At 68.1% G+C, this 18,790-nt stretch carries 18 protein-coding genes; 8 read left to right on the top strand and 10 right to left on the bottom strand.

Annotation, left to right across the window (positions count from 1 at the left end; genetic code table 11):
* Nucleotides 1-161: 161 nt before the first annotated feature.
* Together BAY61_RS33765 and BAY61_RS08800 are read right to left on the bottom strand one after the other, a co-directional pair.
* The gene (locus BAY61_RS33765) at nucleotides 162-287 is read right to left on the bottom strand and encodes an MFS transporter small subunit (RefSeq protein ID WP_256327918.1); all 126 of its coding nucleotides are present in this window, start codon (nucleotides 285-287) and stop codon (nucleotides 162-164) included.
* Nucleotides 284-1,648, bottom strand: coding sequence for an L-lactate MFS transporter (locus tag BAY61_RS08800; protein WP_091798474.1), 1,365 nt, complete (start codon nucleotides 1,646-1,648; stop codon nucleotides 284-286). The genes BAY61_RS33765 and BAY61_RS08800 overlap by 4 nt, the downstream gene beginning before the upstream one ends.
* Before the next feature lie 119 nt (nucleotides 1,649-1,767).
* Here BAY61_RS08800 and fdhD point away from each other — a divergent pair, with 119 nt between their 5' ends.
* A complete protein-coding gene (fdhD, locus tag BAY61_RS08795; RefSeq protein ID WP_091794856.1) occupies nucleotides 1,768-2,595 on the top strand; it encodes a formate dehydrogenase accessory sulfurtransferase FdhD in 828 nt (275 codons plus the stop codon).
* A 97-nt stretch (nucleotides 2,596-2,692) separates the two neighbouring features.
* On the top strand, nucleotides 2,693-3,628 hold the full coding sequence (locus tag BAY61_RS08790) for an alpha/beta hydrolase (RefSeq protein ID WP_245865927.1): 936 nt from the start codon (nucleotides 2,693-2,695) through the stop codon (nucleotides 3,626-3,628).
* 3 nt (nucleotides 3,629-3,631) lie between these two features.
* On the opposite strand, the gene BAY61_RS08785 is transcribed toward BAY61_RS08790, so the two are convergent.
* The 6 genes from BAY61_RS08785 to tig all read right to left on the bottom strand — a co-directional run bounded on the left by BAY61_RS08785 (nucleotide 3,632) and on the right by tig (nucleotide 9,285).
* Entirely contained in the window at nucleotides 3,632-4,570 is a 939-nt protein-coding gene (locus BAY61_RS08785; RefSeq protein ID WP_091794850.1) for a sensor histidine kinase, read from the bottom strand.
* A 72-nt stretch (nucleotides 4,571-4,642) separates the two neighbouring features.
* Complete coding sequence (locus BAY61_RS08780; protein ID WP_091794847.1) at nucleotides 4,643-4,981, bottom strand: hypothetical protein; 339 nt, start codon at nucleotides 4,979-4,981, stop codon at nucleotides 4,643-4,645.
* A 16-nt stretch (nucleotides 4,982-4,997) separates the two neighbouring features.
* Nucleotides 4,998-6,293 (bottom strand): ATP-dependent Clp protease ATP-binding subunit ClpX, encoded by a 1,296-nt coding sequence (gene clpX / locus BAY61_RS08775; protein WP_091794845.1) that lies wholly within the window; start codon nucleotides 6,291-6,293, stop codon nucleotides 4,998-5,000.
* 184 nt (nucleotides 6,294-6,477) lie between these two features.
* The gene (locus BAY61_RS08770; RefSeq protein ID WP_091794842.1) at nucleotides 6,478-7,107 is read right to left on the bottom strand and encodes an ATP-dependent Clp protease proteolytic subunit; all 630 of its coding nucleotides are present in this window, start codon (nucleotides 7,105-7,107) and stop codon (nucleotides 6,478-6,480) included.
* Nucleotides 7,108-7,135: 28 nt separating this feature from the next.
* On the bottom strand, nucleotides 7,136-7,741 hold the full coding sequence (locus BAY61_RS08765; RefSeq protein ID WP_256327917.1) for an ATP-dependent Clp protease proteolytic subunit: 606 nt from the start codon (nucleotides 7,739-7,741) through the stop codon (nucleotides 7,136-7,138).
* Between the two features lie 107 nt (nucleotides 7,742-7,848).
* A complete protein-coding gene (gene tig, locus BAY61_RS08760; RefSeq protein ID WP_091794836.1) occupies nucleotides 7,849-9,285 on the bottom strand; it encodes a trigger factor in 1,437 nt (478 codons plus the stop codon).
* A 244-nt stretch (nucleotides 9,286-9,529) separates the two neighbouring features.
* Here tig and BAY61_RS08755 point away from each other — a divergent pair, with 244 nt between their 5' ends.
* Nucleotides 9,530-10,825 carry a bifunctional glycosyltransferase family 2/GtrA family protein gene (locus tag BAY61_RS08755; protein WP_091798471.1) on the top strand — a complete coding sequence of 432 codons (1,296 nt, stop codon included), beginning with the start codon at nucleotides 9,530-9,532 and terminating at the stop codon, nucleotides 10,823-10,825.
* Nucleotides 10,822-12,681: a glycosyltransferase family 39 protein gene (locus tag BAY61_RS08750; RefSeq protein ID WP_091794833.1), complete on the top strand. Its 1,860-nt coding sequence runs from the start codon at nucleotides 10,822-10,824 to the stop codon at nucleotides 12,679-12,681. Before BAY61_RS08755 ends, BAY61_RS08750 begins: the two co-directional genes overlap by 4 nt.
* Here the strand turns inward: BAY61_RS08750 and nhaA are convergent.
* Together nhaA and BAY61_RS08740 are read right to left on the bottom strand one after the other, a co-directional pair.
* Nucleotides 12,663-14,093 (bottom strand): Na+/H+ antiporter NhaA, encoded by a 1,431-nt coding sequence (gene nhaA, locus BAY61_RS08745; RefSeq protein WP_091794830.1) that lies wholly within the window; start codon nucleotides 14,091-14,093, stop codon nucleotides 12,663-12,665. The genes BAY61_RS08750 and nhaA overlap by 19 nt on opposite strands.
* A gap of 117 nt (nucleotides 14,094-14,210) precedes the next feature.
* Nucleotides 14,211-14,495 (bottom strand): DUF3040 domain-containing protein, encoded by a 285-nt coding sequence (locus BAY61_RS08740; protein WP_091794827.1) that lies wholly within the window; start codon nucleotides 14,493-14,495, stop codon nucleotides 14,211-14,213.
* 194 nt (nucleotides 14,496-14,689) lie between these two features.
* Between BAY61_RS08740 and BAY61_RS08735 the strand changes: the two genes are divergently transcribed.
* The 4 genes from BAY61_RS08735 to BAY61_RS08720 are packed head-to-tail and all read left to right on the top strand — an operon-like array spanning nucleotide 14,690 to nucleotide 18,730.
* On the top strand, nucleotides 14,690-15,769 hold the full coding sequence (locus tag BAY61_RS08735) for a sensor histidine kinase (RefSeq protein WP_091794824.1): 1,080 nt from the start codon (nucleotides 14,690-14,692) through the stop codon (nucleotides 15,767-15,769).
* Nucleotides 15,766-16,536, top strand: a complete 771-nt coding sequence (locus BAY61_RS08730) for a LytR/AlgR family response regulator transcription factor (RefSeq protein ID WP_091794821.1) — start codon at nucleotides 15,766-15,768, stop codon at nucleotides 16,534-16,536. The genes BAY61_RS08735 and BAY61_RS08730 overlap by 4 nt, the downstream gene beginning before the upstream one ends.
* The gene (locus tag BAY61_RS08725) at nucleotides 16,533-16,958 is read left to right on the top strand and encodes a hypothetical protein (protein ID WP_245865925.1); all 426 of its coding nucleotides are present in this window, start codon (nucleotides 16,533-16,535) and stop codon (nucleotides 16,956-16,958) included. Before BAY61_RS08730 ends, BAY61_RS08725 begins: the two co-directional genes overlap by 4 nt.
* Nucleotides 16,955-18,730 (top strand): sodium/solute symporter, encoded by a 1,776-nt coding sequence (locus BAY61_RS08720; protein ID WP_091794818.1) that lies wholly within the window; start codon nucleotides 16,955-16,957, stop codon nucleotides 18,728-18,730. The genes BAY61_RS08725 and BAY61_RS08720 overlap by 4 nt, the downstream gene beginning before the upstream one ends.
* Nucleotides 18,731-18,790: the final 60 nt, after the last annotated feature.

Genomic DNA, 18,790 nt, shown 5'->3' with positions numbered 1-18,790 from the left:
AGGAAACCGGCGAGCGCGCCGGACGTCCCGCCCGCGCGAAACACGACGGGCGGCAAGCCGCGCGCTCGAACCGTGGCCCCCTGACAACGCCGACAAGTCTTTCGGCTCGACGGCCGCTCCGCAACGAGATCTTGGTTACTGATCGGTACAACGCCAGGGCCTCAGCCGCCGAACAGTTGCACGACCTTGAGGATGAGCTCGTAGAAGCCATAGGCGAAGGGCAGGCCGACCCACAGCCAGACCAGCACCAGCAGCGGCAGCCGACGCGTGTGCGGGGTGTCGTTCACCTGGCCTCCTTCTGAGCCGGGCTCGCCGCGTCGGCGACGGGCTCGTGGAACTTCGGGTCCACTGGGCGCACCAGCTCGTTGGCCACGAAACCGACCACCAGCAAACCCATCATGATGAACAGTGACGTCGTGTACAACGCGGGACCTTCCTTGCCCGCCGCCTCCTGGCTGTCGGCGATCGCGTTGACGATCAGCGGCCCCAGCACCCCCGCCGCGGACCAGGCGGTGAGCAGCCTGCCGTGGATCGCTCCGACCTGATAGGTACCGAACAGGTCCTTGAGGTAGGCGGGTACCGTCGCGAAACCACCACCGTAGAAGGAAAGGATCAGCATCGCGCACAACACGAACACCAGCTTGGAACTGTTGGTCGTCAGCGCGATCACGAGATACATCAGCGCACCGGCACCGAGGTAGAGCCGGTAGATGTTGCGGCGGCCGACGATGTCCGATGTGGACGACCAGACGAACCTGCCGAGCATGTTGGTCAGCGAGAGCAGGCCGACGAAGCCCGCCGCTGCCGCCGCGCCGACCGGAACCGAGGTGCCCCGGAAGAACTCCGTGATCATCGGGCTTGCCTTCTCAAGGATGCCGATACCCGCGGTGACGTTGAAGCACAGGATCACCCAGAGCAACCAGAACTGTGGAGTCCTGATGGCGTTGCGGGCCGAGACGCTGGCCGTGGTGATCATCTTGCCGCCGACCGCCTGCTCCGGTTTCCAGTTCGGTGGCCGCCAGTCCGGTGCGGGTACCCGAACCAGGAACACGCCCATCGACATGAACACGAGGTAGACGAGGCCGTGGACGAGGAAGGCCGTCGCGATCCCGCCCGTGGTGACGCCGAAAGCCTCCAGCATCCCGCTCGACCACGGCGAGGCGATCAGCGCGCCGCCACCGAAGCCCATGATCGCGATACCGGTGGCCATCCCAGGCCGGTCGGGAAACCACTTGATGAGCGTCGACACCGGCGAGATGTACCCGATACCGAGTCCGATGCCGCCGACGACTCCGTAACCGAACACGACGAGCCAGTACTGGGAGGTGGCCACGCCGAGCGCCGAGATGAGGAAACCGGCGGAAAAGCAGGTCATCGACACGAACATGGCCCACCGGGGGCCGTTGCGCTCGACCAGGGTTCCGCCGAACGCGGCGGAGAGCCCGAGCATCACGATGCCGAACTGGAAGGGCAGCGCGCTCGCCGTCCCGGACAGCGAAAGGGTGTCTTCCAGCGGCGGTTTGAATACGCTCCATGCGTAGACCTGTCCGATGGCCAGATGCACCGACAGCGCCGCGGGCGGGATCAGCCATCTGCTCCAGCCAGGGGGTGCGATGCTGCGAGAGCGGTCAAGGAAGCCGAGTGCCACGACGGCACCTCCGTACACTGAATACGGTCGAATGTATGTGGACAGGTCGGGCAATGTCTTACTGGAAACACGCGCACACAGCAAGCACTGTCGAACTTCATTTCGGGAAGAGGTGACCGATGGGCCGAGTCACCGTGCGCCGGCCGGTGCGGATGCTCACCGCACAGGGGCAGCGGCGCAGGCCGGACGCACTGGCCGCGGAAGAACCACTTGAGCTCAGGGTCGCGGGCAAACCGCTCGCGGTCACCATGCGTACACCCGGCCACGATGTGGAACTGGCACACGGGTTTCTGCTGTCGGAGGGGGTCATCGGTTCCCGCGCCGACATCGCCACGGCCCGCTACTGCGACAGCGTCGACGACACCGGCCGCAACACCTACAACGTGCTCGACCTCGCCCTCGCCGAGGGAGTCCCGGAACCGGACACCGGTGTCGAGCGCAACTTCTACACCACGTCCTCGTGCGGAGTGTGCGGAAAAGCGGCACTGGACGCCGTCAAACTGCGCAGCAGGTTCGACCCTTCCGGCTCCCCGTTCGCCGTTACCACAGACACGCTCGCCGCGCTGCCCGACGACCTCAGGCAGCGACAACGCGTTTTCGCCGCAACGGGCGGTTTACACGCGGCCGCGCTGTTTTCCGAGGACGGCGAGCTGCTGGTGGTCCGCGAGGACATCGGAAGGCACAACGCCGTCGACAAAGTGCTCGGCTGGGCACTGCTCGACGACCGGATTCCCCTGCTGAACACCGGATTGCTGGTGTCGGGAAGGGCGTCGTTCGAGCTCGTCCAGAAAGCCGCGATGGCGGGAATGCCGCTGCTGGCAGCGGTGTCCGCGCCATCGTCACTGGCAGTGGAACTCGCGGAGGAGAACGGAATGACCGTCGTCGGTTTCCTGCGCGGCAGCAGCATGAACGTGTACACGGGCGACAAACGCATCGTGGAAACCTAACCCCCACAACGAAGATCACTCCTGCGAGTGGCTGGAGTTGGAAACGCCTTACCACAGCGCGACGATGTGAATGCACACGGGACGTTGGGAGGTTGGGGTGCATGCAGCCGACGGGAACCCAGCACGACAACCCGGCTTCGGAAGGCGCGCGTTTCTCATCGCGGGCGCGGCCTCCGGCATCGGAGTCGGGGCAGCCACCGCCGTCGGGCTGACCGGCCCGCCGTCCACATCGACCACCGCGCTACGCCGTTCGGCGGGCACCGCCTATCCCACACCGCTCGTCGGGCCCGGCGCGGCACGCTCGGAGCGGGTCTATTCCCACGCGCGGGGCCGTTACGTCGACCTTGTCTTCGTGTTGCCCGTCAACGAGCCGCCGAGGGGACTGCCGATGTCCCTGCTGTTGCACGGACTTCACGGTTCCGCTCGCACGGCCGGCGCGACCGGCCTGCTGCGCAGGCTGAGTTCGCAGGTCACCGCAAAGCAGGTCCGGCCATACGGGTTCGTCGCGGTCGACGGCGGCGACAGCTACTGGCACCAGCACAATCCCGGCGACGATCCGATGGCCATGCTGCTTGAGGAAATCCCGGTGTGGCTGAGGGAACGCGGGCTCGGCGGCGCTGACGGGCGCCCGTTCGCCGTCACCGGCACGTCGATGGGCGGCTTCGGGGCGCTGCTCTACGGCAGACGGCGCAAGGAACGGCGGCAGCCGGTACGCGCGATCGGCGCCATCTCCCCCGCGCTCATCACGTCATGGCCGGAGATGCGCAAGCGCAACGCGTTCGACGATCGCGCGGACTGGGCTTCGATGGACCCGCTGCGGCACATCACGGCAACCGCCGGAATCCCGACCGCCGTGTGGTGCGGAACCGGCGACGCGTTCATTCCCGGCGTACGGGAATTCATCAGGCGTGCCAAGCCGGAAATCGCCTACACAGCGCCAGGCGGCCACAACGACCAGTTCTTCCGGACAGCCGTCCCCGGGCTCATCGGATTCCTCGGCAAGTACGCCCCGCTCGGCGACCGGTCGGCATGAACACTAGGGAAGCCGGAAGTACGCGCGTGTCGTCGTACCCCGCTCCGTCACATGGGTTCTGACGAGGTCGGCGACATGATTGACGAGCAGAAGGCCACGCCCGCCTCGCTGATGGCCGCTCGCCGACCTGCGTCCCGCGAGCGGATCGGCCAGCCTGCCCGCGTCGGCCACCTGGATCACGAGCTGACCGTCGTCCCGCCACACGCTCAGCAGGCCGGTCCCTCCGCCGTGCTGGACACTGTTGGCCGTGAGTTCGCCGACGGCGAGAGCAAGGTCGTCGAGCACGTCACCGGCGAGCCCCGCTTCGCCGCCCGCCGCGACGGCGAAGTGCCGTGCCTTGCCGAGACTGCCGAGGTCGAACTGCATCGACGCGGCGTAAGGGTGTACCTCCAGCGGCAGGTTGTACCGCGAAACGACCTCGTCCGGCGCGTAGCCCGCGCTCTGCCGCCGGATCCCGTCCTCGACGAGGACGGGGTGGGTCCGTTCGGCATCGGCCAGCACGGCCGCGCTCAGCGCGGACACGTCGTAGGGGCACAGGATCGTGGCGCCTCGGCCGGCGAAGGCGGCGTTGATGAGGGCCTCGTGCTGTGCGCACGCCGGGTATTCGCTGTCGGTGCGGCCCGCCCACACCGGCTCGCCGATGATGCGAACGGGCCGGTCGCCGCAGGAGTCGGCGAAGTCCCGAAGAACCCCGGCGATGATCCGCGCGGGATTGCGGCCGGCCTGCCGCATGTCGATCCAGGTCACCCTTCTCGCCGCGAGCCCGAGCGCCGAGGCGATGCTCGTTCCCTTCGGCCCTGGCACGGCGACGGCGACCGGCTCGTTCGCAGCCACTCCGGCGCGCACGAACGGAACCGTGCCGGCGAGATAGCTTTCCTCGTCCCGGTACAGCAAAGCCGGGTGCTCGAACGCACCCGCCGACAGGTCCCTGATTGCCTTCACGGCCGCGTCCCTCTCGATAGCCGTGTCGTCGGATACGGGGCTATCCACGTCTCCGCACCGGCAAACCCCATATCAGGCGAGAATCCGGCCAATAACGGCGAGTAACCAGAACGCCAGGGCGGCCATGACGGTCAATGCCGCGGTCCAGGCGATCACCTTCCGGTCCCCTGTCGCGGCTCGTGCCCGCCACGCCAGATAGGCCGCCACCCCCAGCGGAGCCAGCGGCAGCAGTGGCAGCAGGGAAAGGCGGACGATGGCGGCGACGACCGACACGGCGGTCAGCACCCCGAGCACCACCACGATCGCCACGTGCAACCGCGGATGCTTCAGCCGCCCCGCGTCGACGATCCTGGCCGCGATCTGATCGGCTTCGGACTGCTCGCCGGTGTCGGCGTCGCGAGGAGAACTCATCGGCACTCAGGAACGCTCAGGCGGATTTTTCTCCGCGTTCGCCGCGCTGCCTGCGAGAAGGCTGGCGCGACACGATGGTCGGGTTGACGTTCTCCCGCACGGTCTGCTCGGTGATCACGACCTTCGCGACATCGTCGCGACTCGGGATGTCGTACATGCAGGTCTGGAGCACTTCTTCCATGATCGCCCTGAGCCCGCGAGCACCGGTACCCCGCAACAACGCCTGGTCGGCGATGGCCTCCAGCGCGGTCTTCGTGAACTCCAGCTCGACGTTGTCCATCTCGAAGAGCTTCTTGTACTGCTTGGTGAGCGCGTTGCGCGGCTCGGTCAGGATCTTTACCAGCGAGGCCTTGTCGAGGTTGGTCACGCTCGCGACGACCGGGAGCCTGCCGATGAATTCCGGGATGAGCCCGAACTTGATCAGGTCTTCCGGCATGGTCTCCGAGAAGACGTCGCTCTCCTCGATCTCGCGCTTGGTGCGGATCTCCGCTCCGAAACCCAGCCCCCGCTTGCCGATCCGGTCGTTGATGATCTTTTCGAGACCCGCGAAGGCACCGGCGACGATGAACAACACGTTGGTGGTGTCGATCTGGATGAATTCCTGGTGGGGATGCTTGCGACCACCCTGCGGCGGCACCGAGGCGGTAGTGCCCTCCAGTATTTTCAGCAGCGCCTGCTGCACGCCCTCGCCGGACACGTCCCTCGTGATCGAGGGGTTCTCCGACTTGCGGGCGATCTTGTCGACCTCGTCGATGTAGATGATGCCGGTCTCGGCGCGCTTGACGTCGTAATCGGCGGCCTGAATGAGCTTGAGCAGGATGTTCTCGACGTCCTCACCGACGTAACCGGCCTCCGTCAGCGCGGTGGCGTCGGCGATCGCGAATGGGACGTTGAGCAACTTCGCCAGCGTCTGCGCGAGATAGGTCTTGCCGCAGCCGGTGGGTCCCAGCATCAGGATGTTGGACTTGGCGAGCTCGACCGGCTCGTCCTTCGAGTCCTTGGGGCCGGCCTTGCCCTCGGACTGGATGCGCTTGTAGTGGTTGTACACCGCGACGGCGAGCGAGCGCTTGGCGTCGCCCTGGCCGATGATGTACTGCTCAAGGAAGTCGTGGATGTCGGCCGGTTTGGGCAGCTCATCCAGCTTGACGTCGCCGGCTTCGGCCAGCTCCTCTTCGATGATCTCGTTGCACAGGTCGATGCACTCGTCGCAGATGTAGACACCAGGCCCGGCAATGAGCTTCTTCACCTGTTTTTGGCTCTTGCCGCAGAAAGAACACTTCAGCAGGTCCCCGCCGTCGCCGATCCGTGCCATGACCGCTGACCTCGTCCCCTCCGGTGCGAGTTGCACCTGACTTGTGCGTTGCCAATGACGGTACCCGTCCAGCGCGCCCCGCGGGAGGACCAACGGGAATTCCAGGCGCGTGGGAAAGACGATAGCCCCGCGAGCGGGTGCGTGTCGTCAGCCGACACGCACCCGTAGGCCTCGCGTACGGGTTTCAGTTCTCGTTGGATGCCTTGCGGTACTGCAACACCTGGTCGATGATGCCGTACTCGACGGCTTCCTCGGGGAGGAGGATCTTGTCGCGCTCGACGTCCGTACGGACCTCGTCGACCGACTTGTTGGTGTGCTTGGCCAGCACGGTCTCCATCAGCCTGCGGACCCGCTGGATCTCGGCCGCCTGGATCTCCAGGTCCGACACCTGCCCGTAGGTACCTTCGGTGGCGGGCTGGTGGATCAGCACCCTCGCGTTGGGAAGGGCGAGCCGCTTGCCCTTGGTTCCGGCGGCCAGCAGCACGGCCGCGGCCGACGCGGCCTGGCCGAGGCACACCGTCTGGATGTCGGGGCGCACGTACTGCATCGTGTCGTAGATCGCCATCAGCGCGGTGAACGAACCACCCGGCGAGTTGATGTAGATCGTGATGTCCCTGTCGGGGTCCTCGTGTTCGAGGTGCAGCAGCTGGGCCATCACGTCGTTGGCCGAAGCGTCGTCCACCTGCACGCCGAGCATGATCTGGCGCTCCTCGTACAACTTGTTGTACGGGTTGGACTCCTTCATCCCGTAGGAGGTGCGCTCCACATAGGAGGGCAACACGTACCGGGACTGCGGAAGATATGGGCTGCTCATGGGTTGTCGTTCCTCCTGCTGTGCCCGGTCAGTTCGAGTTCGGTTGCGGGTTCTCCCGCGTGAGCACCTGATCGACGAAGCCGTAGTCCTTGGCCTCCTCGGACGTGAACCACCGGTCGCGGTCGCCGTCGGCGATGATCTGCTCGATGCTCTGCCCGGTCTGCTCCGCGGTGATCCGCGCGAGCTCCTGCTTCCACTTGCCGAAGACTTCGGCCTGGATCGCGATGTCAGAGGCGGTGCCACCGACCCCGGCCGAGGGCTGGTGCATCAGGATCCGCGCGTGCTGGAGCGCGTACCGCTTGCCCGGTGTACCGGAGGACAGCAGGAACTGCCCCATCGAGGCCGCGAGCCCCATCGCGTACGTCGCCACGTCCGGCTCGATGAGCTGCATGGTGTCGTAGATGGCGAAGCCCGCGGTGACGGAGCCACCCGGCGAGTTGATGTAAAAGCGGATGTCGGCCTGGGAATCTTCCGCCGCCAACAGCAGGAGCTGCGCCGTGATGCGGTTGGCGATCTCGTCGTTGACCTCCGAGCCGAGCACCACGATGCGTTCCTGGAGCAGCCGCTCGTACACAGAGTCGGTCAGGTTGAGCCCCGCGGTGCTGGTTCGCCCCTCGGGCATGTGCTGCGTCACGTCTGCCTGCCTTTTCAGAAGTCTCAGATCTTGCAACCGACCCTAACGAACTCGGGCGGCGCAGAATGCCTGACACCGCCCGAGTTCGCTCAGAGCATGAGAATGCGTCACTTGTTGGCGGAAGCCGCCGCCTCGTCCGTGACCTGGGTCTCGCCGGTCTCACCCGAATCAGTGGCGGTGTCGTTCTCGACCGACTCGGCGGGAGCCTGCTCGTCCGCCTCGTCCTCCTTGCCGAACAGCTCGTCGAGGTCGACGGCCGTGCCGGAGGCGTCGGTGACGGTGGCGCCCCGCACGATCGTCGCCAGCGCCTTGCCCCTGCGCACGTCGGCGAAGATCGCGCCGAGCTGACCCGACTGCTGCGCCCGCTGGACGTACTCGTCAGGGCTGACGCCGAACCGCTGAGCCTGATAGATGATCCGCTCGGTGAGCTCCGAGTCGTTCACCGACACGTCCTTCTCGTCGGCGATCGTGTCGAGCAGCAACTGGGTGCGCACCGACTTCTCGGCCTCGGTGCGAACCTCGGTCTCCCACTCCTCGGCGTTGCCGCCCTCGGCTTCGAGCGATGCCTTGAAGGCGTCCTCGTCGTGGTCGAACGGGTGGATCGCGTCGTGCTTGCGGTTCTCGATCTCGGATTCGAGGACCTTCTCCGGGATCGGGACCTCGGTGCGCTCCAGCAGCTCGTCGAGGACCTTGTCCCTCGCCTCGACGCCCTGCTGCATGCGCTTCATGCGGCCGATGCGCTCGCGCAGGTCGGCCTTCAGCTCGTCGATCGTGTCGAACTCGCTGGCGAGCTGGGCGAACTCGTCGTCGGCTTCGGGAAGCTCCCTCTGCTTGATCGAGTTCACCGTGACCGAGACATCGGCGTCCTTGCCTGCGTGGTCGCCCGCGACCAGCCTCGTGGTGAAGGTCTTCGTCTCGCCCTCGGTCGCGCCGATGATCGCCTCGTCGATGCCGTCGACGAGCTGACCCGAGCCGATCTCGTAGGAAAGACCCGAGGTCGCCGCGTCGGGCACCTCTTCGCCGTCGACGGTCGCGGCGAGATCGATCGAGACGAAGTCGCCGTTCTCGGCGGGCCGCTCGACACCGGTGAGGGTGCCGAACCTCGCGCGCAGCTCGTCGAGCTGCTCGTCGACCTCAGCGTCGGTGAGTTCGACGTCCTCGACGCTCACCGAGATGTCGGAGAGGTCGGGGACCGTGATCTCGGGCCGTACGTCGACCTCGGCGCTGAACTCGAGTACCTCGCGGTCCTCAAGCTTGGTGACCTCGAAGTCGGGCTGGCCGAGCGTGCGAACCTCGCCGGAACGGACCGCCTCAAGGTACTTCGCGGGGATGGCCTCGTTGACGACCTCGTCGAGCACCGGGGCGCGGCCGATCCGGCTTTCGAGGACACGCGCTGGGGCCTTGCCAGGACGGAAGCCGGGAATCCTGACCTGCTGGGCGATTTTGCGGTAAGCGCGGTCGAAGTTCGGTTTGAGCTCGTCGAACGGCACCTCGACATTGATCTTCACGCGCGTCGGGCTGAGCTGCTCGACGGTGCTCTTCAACGTTTTCTCCTAGCCGGGACAGTGTCGGTATCTGGATTCGGTCCGCCGACCGCTGGTCAGGAGAGGACCGATGTCCGAGTCTAGGCCAGAGACACGACAGCCCGGCCGCGGGTCACCCACGTGGGCCGATGGCGGTCGTGAGCGACCTCCCCACACCCCCGGTACGCGGGGTGTTCGCCGGTCCACAGCGAGCGCACAGCCAGGTCACATGGGGGCCACAGGGCAGGCGGCGAGCGTGGCCGGCATGACAGCCACGACGCCATCCCGGCGGGAACGGGAACCCGCCAACCCGCCAGACCCGCTCGCCGCCGACCCGGTTCTCGACGTCGTCATCCCCGTCCACAACGAGGAAACCGGCCTCGAACCCTGCGTCCGCCGCCTGCGCGAGTACCTCGTCGCGGCCTTCCCCTACCGCTTCCGCATCACCATCGCCGACAACGCGAGCACCGACGGCACCCTGCGCGCCGCCGAATCGCTCGCGGCCGAGCTAACCGAGGTACGGGTGCGGCACCTCGCGGAGAAAGGAAGGGGCAGGGCGCTGCGCGCGGCCTGGTCGGCGTCGGAGGCCCCCGTACTCGCCTACATGGACGTCGACCTCTCGACCGACCTCGCCGCCATCGCGCCACTCGTGGCGCCGCTGCTGTCGGGACACTCCGACCTCGCGATCGGCAGCAGACTGGCCAGAGGCGCGCGGGTCGAGCGAGGCCCGAAGCGGGAACTCGTCTCGCGCTGCTACAACCTGTTGCTGCGCGGAACGCTTGCCGCCCGGTTCTCCGACGCGCAATGCGGGTTCAAGGCGATCCGCGCCGACGTCGCCTCCCCGCTGCTGCCCCACGTCCGCGACGAGGGCTGGTTCTTCGACACCGAACTGCTCGTGCTCGCCCAGCGCAGCGGCCTGCGCATCCACGAGGTGCCGGTCGACTGGATCGACGACCCGGATTCGCGGGTCGACATCGTGGCGACGGCCGTCGCCGATCTCAAGGGCATCGTGAGGCTCGCGAAAGCAACGGCGACCGGCACGGTGCCCTTCGGCAGGCTGCGCGAGCAACTGGGCCGCGCGCCGCTGAGCGTCAGCACACCCGGCGTTCCGCCGCGACTCGCGACCCAGCTCGTGCGCTTCGCCGCCGTCGGTGCCGCGAGCACGCTGGCCTACCTCGCGCTGTTCCTGCTGCTGCGGCCGGGGCTGGGTGGGCAGCCGGCGAACCTGCTCGCGCTGCTCGTCACCGCCGTCGGCAACACGGCGGCCAACCGGCGGCTGACCTTCGGCATCACCGGTTCCTCCCGCGCGGGACGGCATCAGTTCGACGGCCTGCTCGTCTTCGGGCTCGGACTCGCGCTCACGAGCGGATCGCTGGCGCTGCTGCACGCCGTGACCAGCGGGCACGGCGTGCCCGTCGCGGTCGAACTCGCCGTGCTCGTCGCAGCCAATCTCGCCGCGACCGTACTGCGATTCCTGCTGTTGCGCGGCTGGGTCTTCCACCCCGCGCGGCAACGACCCACCGCAGCTGAACCGTCCACAAAGGAACAATCGGCTCGATGACCACCGTCCTCACCGCACCAGCCCAAGACAAGCCGCCCGCGCGACGCGGGAGCCGGCGGCACCGCCGGGAACGGCAGGCCCTCGCGGCGTTGCTGCTGGCGACAGGGCTGCTGTACCTGTGGAATTTGACCGCGTCGGGATTCGGCAACGAGTACTACGCGGCGGCCGTGCAGGCCGGCACGCAGAGCTGGAAGGCGTGGCTGTTCGGCTCGCTGGACGCGGGCAACGTCGTCACCGTCGACAAACCACCCGCCTCGCTGTGGGTGACGACGGCCTTCGCGCGGCTGTTCGGTTTCTCCTCGTTCACGGTCCTCGCGCCGCAGGCGCTCATGGGTGTCGGCGCGGTCTGGCTGCTCAACGCGACCGTGCGCAGGAGCGCGGGTCCCGTTCCCGCGCTGCTCGCCGCCGCCGCGTTCGCGCTCACGCCCGTCGCGGCGCTGATGTTCCGCTACAACAACCCCGACGCCCTGCTCGTGTTGTTGCTGATCGCGGGGGCCTACTGCGTGGTGAGGGCGACCGAGAACGCCAGTCCGAGGTGGCTGGCGCTGGCCGGTGCCGCGATCGGGTTCGCCTTTCTCACCAAGATGCTGCAGGCGTTTCTCGTGCTGCCCGCGTTCGTGCTCGTCTATCTCGTAGCCGCGCCGGCGACGCTGGGCAAGCGGCTGGCGCACCTGCTCGGGGCCGCCGCTGCCGTCGCGGTGTCGGCAGGCTGGTTCATCGCGCTCGTCGACCTGTGGCCGCAGGACGCGCGTCCCTACATCGGTGGCTCAACGGACAACAGCATGCTGGAGCTGGCCATCGGCTACAACGGCGCGGGAAGGCTGATCGGCGGTTCCGGCTTCATCGGCGGCGCACCCGGCGGCGGGACGGGCGGCGGCGGAAGTTTCGGCGGCGACGCGGGACTGACCAGGTTGTTCGGAGCCGGGTTCGGGCCGGAGATCTCCTGGCTGCTGCCAGCCGCGCTGATCGGGCTGTGCGCCGGGCTGTGGTTCACGCGGCGAGCGGGAGCGAGCGACGGCGCCAGGACGGCTCTGTTGCTGTGGGGCGGCTGGATCGTGGTCACCGGGGCCGTGTTCAGCTTCATGGGCGGGATCGTGCACCCGTACTACGGGGTGGCGCTCGCGCCAGCGCTGGCCGCCGTCACCGCCATCAGCGGGCACGCGTTGTGGCGGGGAAGGCACAACCGGCCCGCGAGGCTGGCACTCGCCGCGATGGTCGCCGCTACGGGAGTGTGGGCCTTCGTACTGCTGCCGAACCTGGAGACCGCGAAGAACGACGCGCCCGGCTTCGTTTCCCTCCTGCGCTGGACGTTGCTGGTCCTCACCGTGCTGGTGGCGAGCGCGCTCGCCGCGGGGGCGCACGGGTTCCGGAGGTTCACGACCGTCCTCGCGGCCTCCGCCGTGCTCGTGACCGGGCTGGGCAGCGGAGCCTACGCGCTGGCCACTGCCGCGGCGCCGCACGGCGGATCGATCCCCTCGTCCGGCCCCGAGAACACGGCGAGATCACGGCCTGACGGTGAATCCCCGTCCGACGGGGCGGTGACCGCGCTGCTGTCGACCACGAACACCACCTGGGCGGCGGCGACCCAGGGCGCTCAGGCGGCGAGCAGGCTCGCCATCGGCAGCGGAAAAGCCGTGCTGGGCATCGGCGGCTGGAGCGGGAACGACCCTGCCCCCACGCTCGCCGAGTTCCAGCGTTACGTCGCGGAGGGCCGGATCGGGTACTACCTCGCCAGTGCCGGGCAAACGGGCGGCACGCGGGGTCCCACCGGTTCGAGCGAGATCGCGACGTGGGTGGCGGCGCACTTCACCCCCACCCACGTCGGCGGGCAGACCGTCTACGACCTGCGCCCGTGATCGGAGGCGGTGCCCGAACTCAGCGCGGGGCCCGGTGGCTCAGGGGAACCGGGCTCCTCGAAGACATCGGGAATGCCGTTGTCGTCGGCATCCCGTGTCTCCTGTTCGTGGATCGCACGGTAGACCTTGTTGCGCCAGCGCAGGATCACCGCGGCGACCAGTGCCGACAACAGCGAGCCCGCGAGCACCGCGATCTTCACGTGCTCGTCGCGCTCGGTTCCCGCGCCGAAGGAGAGGTCGCCGACCAGGAGCGAGACGGTGAAGCCGATCCCGCCGAGCACCGCCATCCCCGCCACGTCGATCCAGGCCAGCCCGCTGTCGACCTCGGCCTTGGTGAACCGGCTCATCAGATACGTGGCGCCGAGGATGCCGATGAACTTGCCGAGCAGCAGCCCGGCGACGATGCCGATGGCCACCGTGTCGGTGAAGACCCGCCCGAGCCCGTCGAGCCCGCCGATGGCCACCCCCGCCGCCATCATCGCGAAGACGGGCACGGCGAAGCCCGCCGACAACGGGCGGATGCGGTGTTCGAACCGCTCGGCCATCGGGGTGTCCTCGCCCTTCTTGCACAGCACGGGGACGGTGAAACCGAGCAGCACACCCGCGACCGTGGCGTGCACGCCGGAGGCGTGCAGCAGTGCCCACGCCGTCACCGCGAGCGGCACCAGCAGCCACCATGAACGGATCCGGCGCTGGACGAGCAGACCGAAGACGGCGATCACCGCCAGCGACAGCACCAGCGGCAGCAACGAGAGTTCGTCGGTGTAGAAGAGCGCGATGATCGTGATCGCGACGAGGTCGTCGACGACGGCGAGGGTGAGCAGGAACATCCGCAGCGCCGAGGGCAGGAACTTGCCGAGCACCGCGAGCACGGCGACGGCGAAGGCGATGTCGGTCGCGGTGGGAATGGCCCAGCCACGCAGCGCGTCGCCCTGGCCGAGGTTGATCACGACGTAGATCAGCGCCGGGATGGCGACGCCGCCGAGCGCGGCGACGACCGGCACCGCGGCCCTGCGCGGATCGCGCAGGTCACCGGCGACGAACTCGCGTTTGAGTTCGAGGCCGACGACGAAGAAGAAGATCGCCAGCAGGCCGTCGGAGGCCCACGCCGACACGGAGAGGTCCAGGTGCAGGGCGGAAGGCCCGAACGTCAGCTCCCGCAACTCCTGGTAGGACTCCGACCACGGCGAGTTGGCCCACACCAGTGCCACGATGGCACCGGCGAGCAGCAACATCCCGCCGACCGTTTCCATGCGCAGGACGTCGGTGACCCTGCGCCACTCCGGCCAGGAGGGACGGCGCAGTAACGAGGAGCGGGCCTGTCCCGCACCGGATTCCGGGGATTCGGTCTTCGGCGTCTCTGGAGTCTCTGGCGTCTCCGGGCTACCGGGACTCTCCGAGGGCGTGGTCATGGGTTGCGCAGCCCTCCGTTCAGGCACAGTTTCGGCTCAGCACGGGGTGATTTTACTGAGGCCGCGCCACCGGCGGCCGGTTCGTGATCGAACAGACCCGCGAGCACCGGTCACGGCTCAGCGAAGACGGCGCAGCCACAACCTCCAGATGAGCACAGTCGGCAGCCCGACCGCGAGCACGATGCCGATGATGCCGAGCACGAACGAACCCACCTCGGCTCCGATGGCCACGATGGCAAGCCCCAGCACGAAAGAGGCGAACATGGTGAGCAGCGCGAGGCCCGCTCTCGGCGTCCCGAACGGTCGCAGCCTCGTCAGCTTCTGCGCGAGCTGCGGATCGTCCTCCGCAAGCTTGCGTTCGATCTCGGCCAGCTGTCGCTGTTCTTCGTCATGAAGTGCCATACCGGCATCACCACTACCCATTATGGGCGGTTCAGCTCTCGACGGACACCCATCAAACACGGTATTTATCCGGTTTGTCATCGTCCCTTCGAGTCTCATCGAGCGCCCCGGAAAAAAGGGGCACCCCGGACACGAGAGTGACCCGGGGTTAGATTCGTTACCCCATCAGCCCGCCACCAACGCTGGGAGCGTGCATGCCGGTGCCAGCCGAGCCCGCTGACCCGGGCACCCACAGGGGGCCGGCCTGGTCGCGGCGGGTCCGCGATCCGGCCACGGTGCTGGAGATGGCCCGGCACGTCTCCGACGACCTCGCCGACGGCCTCGCCGGACCGCGCGCCCGGTCCGCGGCAAGGGGTATCCGGCGGCTCCTCGCCGCGGACGGCATCGGGCTCACCGACCTCACCGGGGAGCTGGTCACCGCGGGCGCCCTTCCTCCCGACATCGACACCGCGGCCATGGTCGAGGAAGTGCTGCACACCGAGAGCCGGTGCAGGCGCGCCGAGGTCGTCGCGGTGCCGCTCGTCGTGCACGACGAACTCGCCGGAGTACTCGTCGTCGCCGGAACCTCACGCATGACCGCGTTGCGTGAGGTCGCGAACCTGCTCGTGGCCGCTCTCGAACGCAGTCACCTTGAGGAATCGGCCGAGCAGGCGGCCGAGGCCGAACTGAGGGCGCTGCGGGCGGAGATCTCGCCGCACTTCGTGTACAACGCGCTGACCGTCATCGCGAGCTTCGTTCGCTCCGATCCCGACCGGTCGCGGGAGCTGATGCTGGACTTCGCCGACTACATCAGATACAGCCTCGCCAGCCACGGCGAATACACCACCGTCGCCGACGAGTTTCACGCCATCGAGACCTACCTGGCGTTGCAGCGGGCCGTGCTCGGCGACCGGCTGCGCGTACAGATCAGGGTCGCGCCCGAGGTGCTCGCGGTGGCGATCCCGTTTCTCGTGCTGCAACCGATCGTGGAGAACGCCGTGCGCCACGGAATCGAACGCAGAGCCGAAGGCGGAACCGTGCACGTACTCGGCGAGGCGGAGGGCTCGGACTGCCTGCTCAGCGTCGAAGACGACGGCGTCGGCATGGCTCCGGAGAAAGCCAGCGCGCTGCTGGCCGGAGAAGGGGCGTCGACGAGCATGGGATTGGCCAATGTCGACCGCAGGCTGCGCAATGTGTACGGACCGTGGTTCGGCCTCGTCGTCGAAACCGCGGAAGACGAGGGCACGAGGGTGCTCGTGAGAGTTCCGCGCTTCCAGCCGGGGGTGGTTCCGTGAAAGAGGCAGGACTGCGCGTACTCGCCGTCGACGACGTCCCCGCCGCGCTCGGCGACCTGTGCGGCATGCTGCGCGAGGCGCCGGAGGTCGCCGAGGTCACCGGGGCAGGCGATCCGCTGAGCGCGCTGAGATTGATGCGCGACAGCCGGTTCGACGCCGTGTTCCTCGACATCTCGATGCCGGGACTCGACGGCCTCGAACTGGGTTCGCTGCTGAACAAGCTCGCGACCCCGCCGGTGCTGGTGTTCGTCACCGCCTACGACGAGCACGCCGTCGCGGCCTTCGGGCTCGGCGCCGTCGACTACCTGCTCAAGCCCGTGCGCCCCGAGCGGCTCGCCGACGCCCTCGCCAGGGTCGGCCGCATCGCGCCGGCCGAAACCCAGCCGCAGAACCGGCCCGCACCGGACGCGATGGCCGCGCTGCCGGTGGAATCGGCTGGGCGTACCCGCTACGTCCGGCGAAGCGACGTGCGGTTCGTCGAGGCACACGGTGACTACGTCAGGCTGCACGCCGCCTCGGGCGTTCACCTCGTGCGCATGCCCATCTCGCGACTTGAGGAGTACTGGGAGAGCGCGGGTTTCGTGCGCACCCACCGCGGCTTCCTCGTCGCGCTCGGCGCGGTGCGGGAACTGCGCAGCGATTCGGCGGGCGGGCTGCTCGCGCACACCGACATCGGCGACGTGCCGGTCAGCCGCAGGCATGCCCGCGAACTCAGGGAACGATTGCTGAGGGCCGCTCAGCGCGGAGAATTCGACCAGAGCTCATGAGCACAGGCCGCAGGGTCGCGGTGACCAGCCCGCAGACGAGACTCGCGCACGCGCGCCGCCGGTACCGAGGTCCGTGGCGGCCCACCATCCTCGATCCGGCGGAAGCGCCGCGCGCGTTCGCGTTGTACCGGCGCCAGTTGCGGCTGGCCGCCGCGACGCTGGCCATGCTGTTCGCGCTGATTTTCGGGCTTCCGCTGTTGCTTTCGGCTCTGCCTTCCCTCGACGAGGTGCGGCTGTTCGGCATCCCGGTGTCCTGGCTCGCGCCCGTCGCCGTTCCGTTTCCAGCCATGGTCGCGCTCGCGTTCTGGCATCTGCGCAAGGTCGAGTCGGCCGAGTCCGATTCGGACCGTGACTCCGAAGGCACCGCCGATTCCACTGATTTTGGAGAAGCCGGAAGCACCGGGCCTGGGAACACCGGATGATCGTCGCCTTCGCCGTCGCACCGGTCGTGCTCGTCACGCTGCTGATCGGGCTGCGCGGCGTGGCGGCGATGCGCACCACGTCGGACTTCCTCGTCGCCTCCCGCAGGGTCTCCCCGCTGCTGAATTCGGCGGCGGTCTCCGGCGAATACCTTTCGGCGGCGTCGTTTCTGGGTGTCGCCGGGCTCGTGGTGAAGGACGGCGTCGGGTCGCTGTGGTTTCCCGTGGGGTTCACCGCGGGCTACATCGCGATGCTCGCGCTCGTCGCGGCCCCCATGCGCCGTTCCGGCGCGCTGACCGTCCCCGACTTCGCCGAGGCACGGCTCGCCTCGCCCTCGCTGCGCAAGCTCGCCGCGATCGTGGTGCTCGTCATCGGCGCGCTGTACCTCGTCCCGCAGTTCCGCACGGCCGGTCTCGTGCTCAGCGTCGTCAGCGGCACCCCGTACTGGGTCGGGGTCGCGATCTCGGGTGCGGCGGTGAGCGCGACGCTCGCGCTCGGCGGCATGCGCGCGGCGACCTACGTCCAGGCGTTCCAGTTCGTGTTCAAACTGCTGCTGTTCATCATCCCCGCGATCTGGCTGCTGGTGCAGGCCGGTCCCGGCGTGCGCGACGAGGCGGTGCATCCCGTCGAGTTCACGCATTTCGCCGAAGAGACCACGGTGCAGTTCCGGGTGGGGGCGACACTCGAAGTGCCACAAGGGGTTCGGGTCGTCGAAACCGATGGCGGCACCAGAACAGTCCAAGAAGGACAGTGGCAGATCCCGGCAGGCGAAACCGTCGTCTTCCCGGAGGGCGGCAGGGTTCCGCAGGTACTCGGCGAATCGGCGCCAGGCGCGCCGGGCTGGGAGCGGCCACTGCTCGACCTGCACGACGAAGGGCACCCCCTGCTGGGAACCTGGGCGGTGCTGATCGCGACCATGCTCGGCACGATGGGCCTGCCGCACGTGATCATGCGGTTCCACACCAGCCCCGATGGGAGGGCCGCGCGCCGCACGGCGGCGATCACCGTCGCGTTGCTCAGCGTCTTCTATCTTTTTCCGGGTATCTACGGCGTGCTCGGCAGGGTGCTCGTGCCGCAGCTCTACCTATCCGGCGCAACCGACAGTGCGGTGGTGGCGCTACCGGCCCAGGTCGACGACGGCTCCGCTGGCACCCTGTTCACCGGCCTGCTCACGGCAGGCGCGTTCGCCGCCTTCCTCGCGACGTCGCTTGGGCTATTGCTGGTGGTGTCGGGCGCGATCTCGCACGACCTCGTCCCCGGCGGCCTTCGCCAGCTCAGGGTCGCGGTGGTCGGCGCCGCGGTCATCGTCGTACTGCTGGCGCTTCCCGCCGCCCGTTTCGACGCGGGAACGCTTGTCACCTGGGGATTCACCGTCGCGGCTTCGACCTTCTGCCCGCTTCTCGTACTCGGTATCTGGTGGTCACGGCTCACCGCGCCGGGCGCGATCGCCGGGGTCGCCGTCGGTCTGCTCGGCAGTTCGGGCGCGTTCCTGCTGAGCGTCATCAACCCGCCGGTACACGGCTGGATCGCGATCCTGCTCGTCCAGCCCGCGCCGTGGTCGGTGCCGCTCGCGTTCGCGACGATGATCGTGGTCTCGCTGTTCGGCAGGCCACCACCGTGGTCGACGGCCGCCATGCTCCGTCTCCACCTGCACGAACACCGGAAATCCCCGTTCGCCGACCGAGCGGCGATGGGACGTGACCTCGGCCACTCATCGTGGTCGGCCCGCCGTTCGTCAGCCGTTCGTCGCATCACCCGCCGGTTGGTCCGCTGAAGATTCCGGCATTTCGCGACCTTTCCCTAGGGTGACGCGCAGCACTTTCCGTGTGCCGTG

It is taken from the genome of Prauserella marina (assembly GCF_002240355.1).
Classification (GTDB): Bacteria; Actinomycetota; Actinomycetes; order Mycobacteriales; family Pseudonocardiaceae; genus Prauserella_A; species Prauserella_A marina.
Note: the sequence above shows the minus strand (reverse complement) of the source record. Positions and strands in the feature narration are given on the sequence as shown.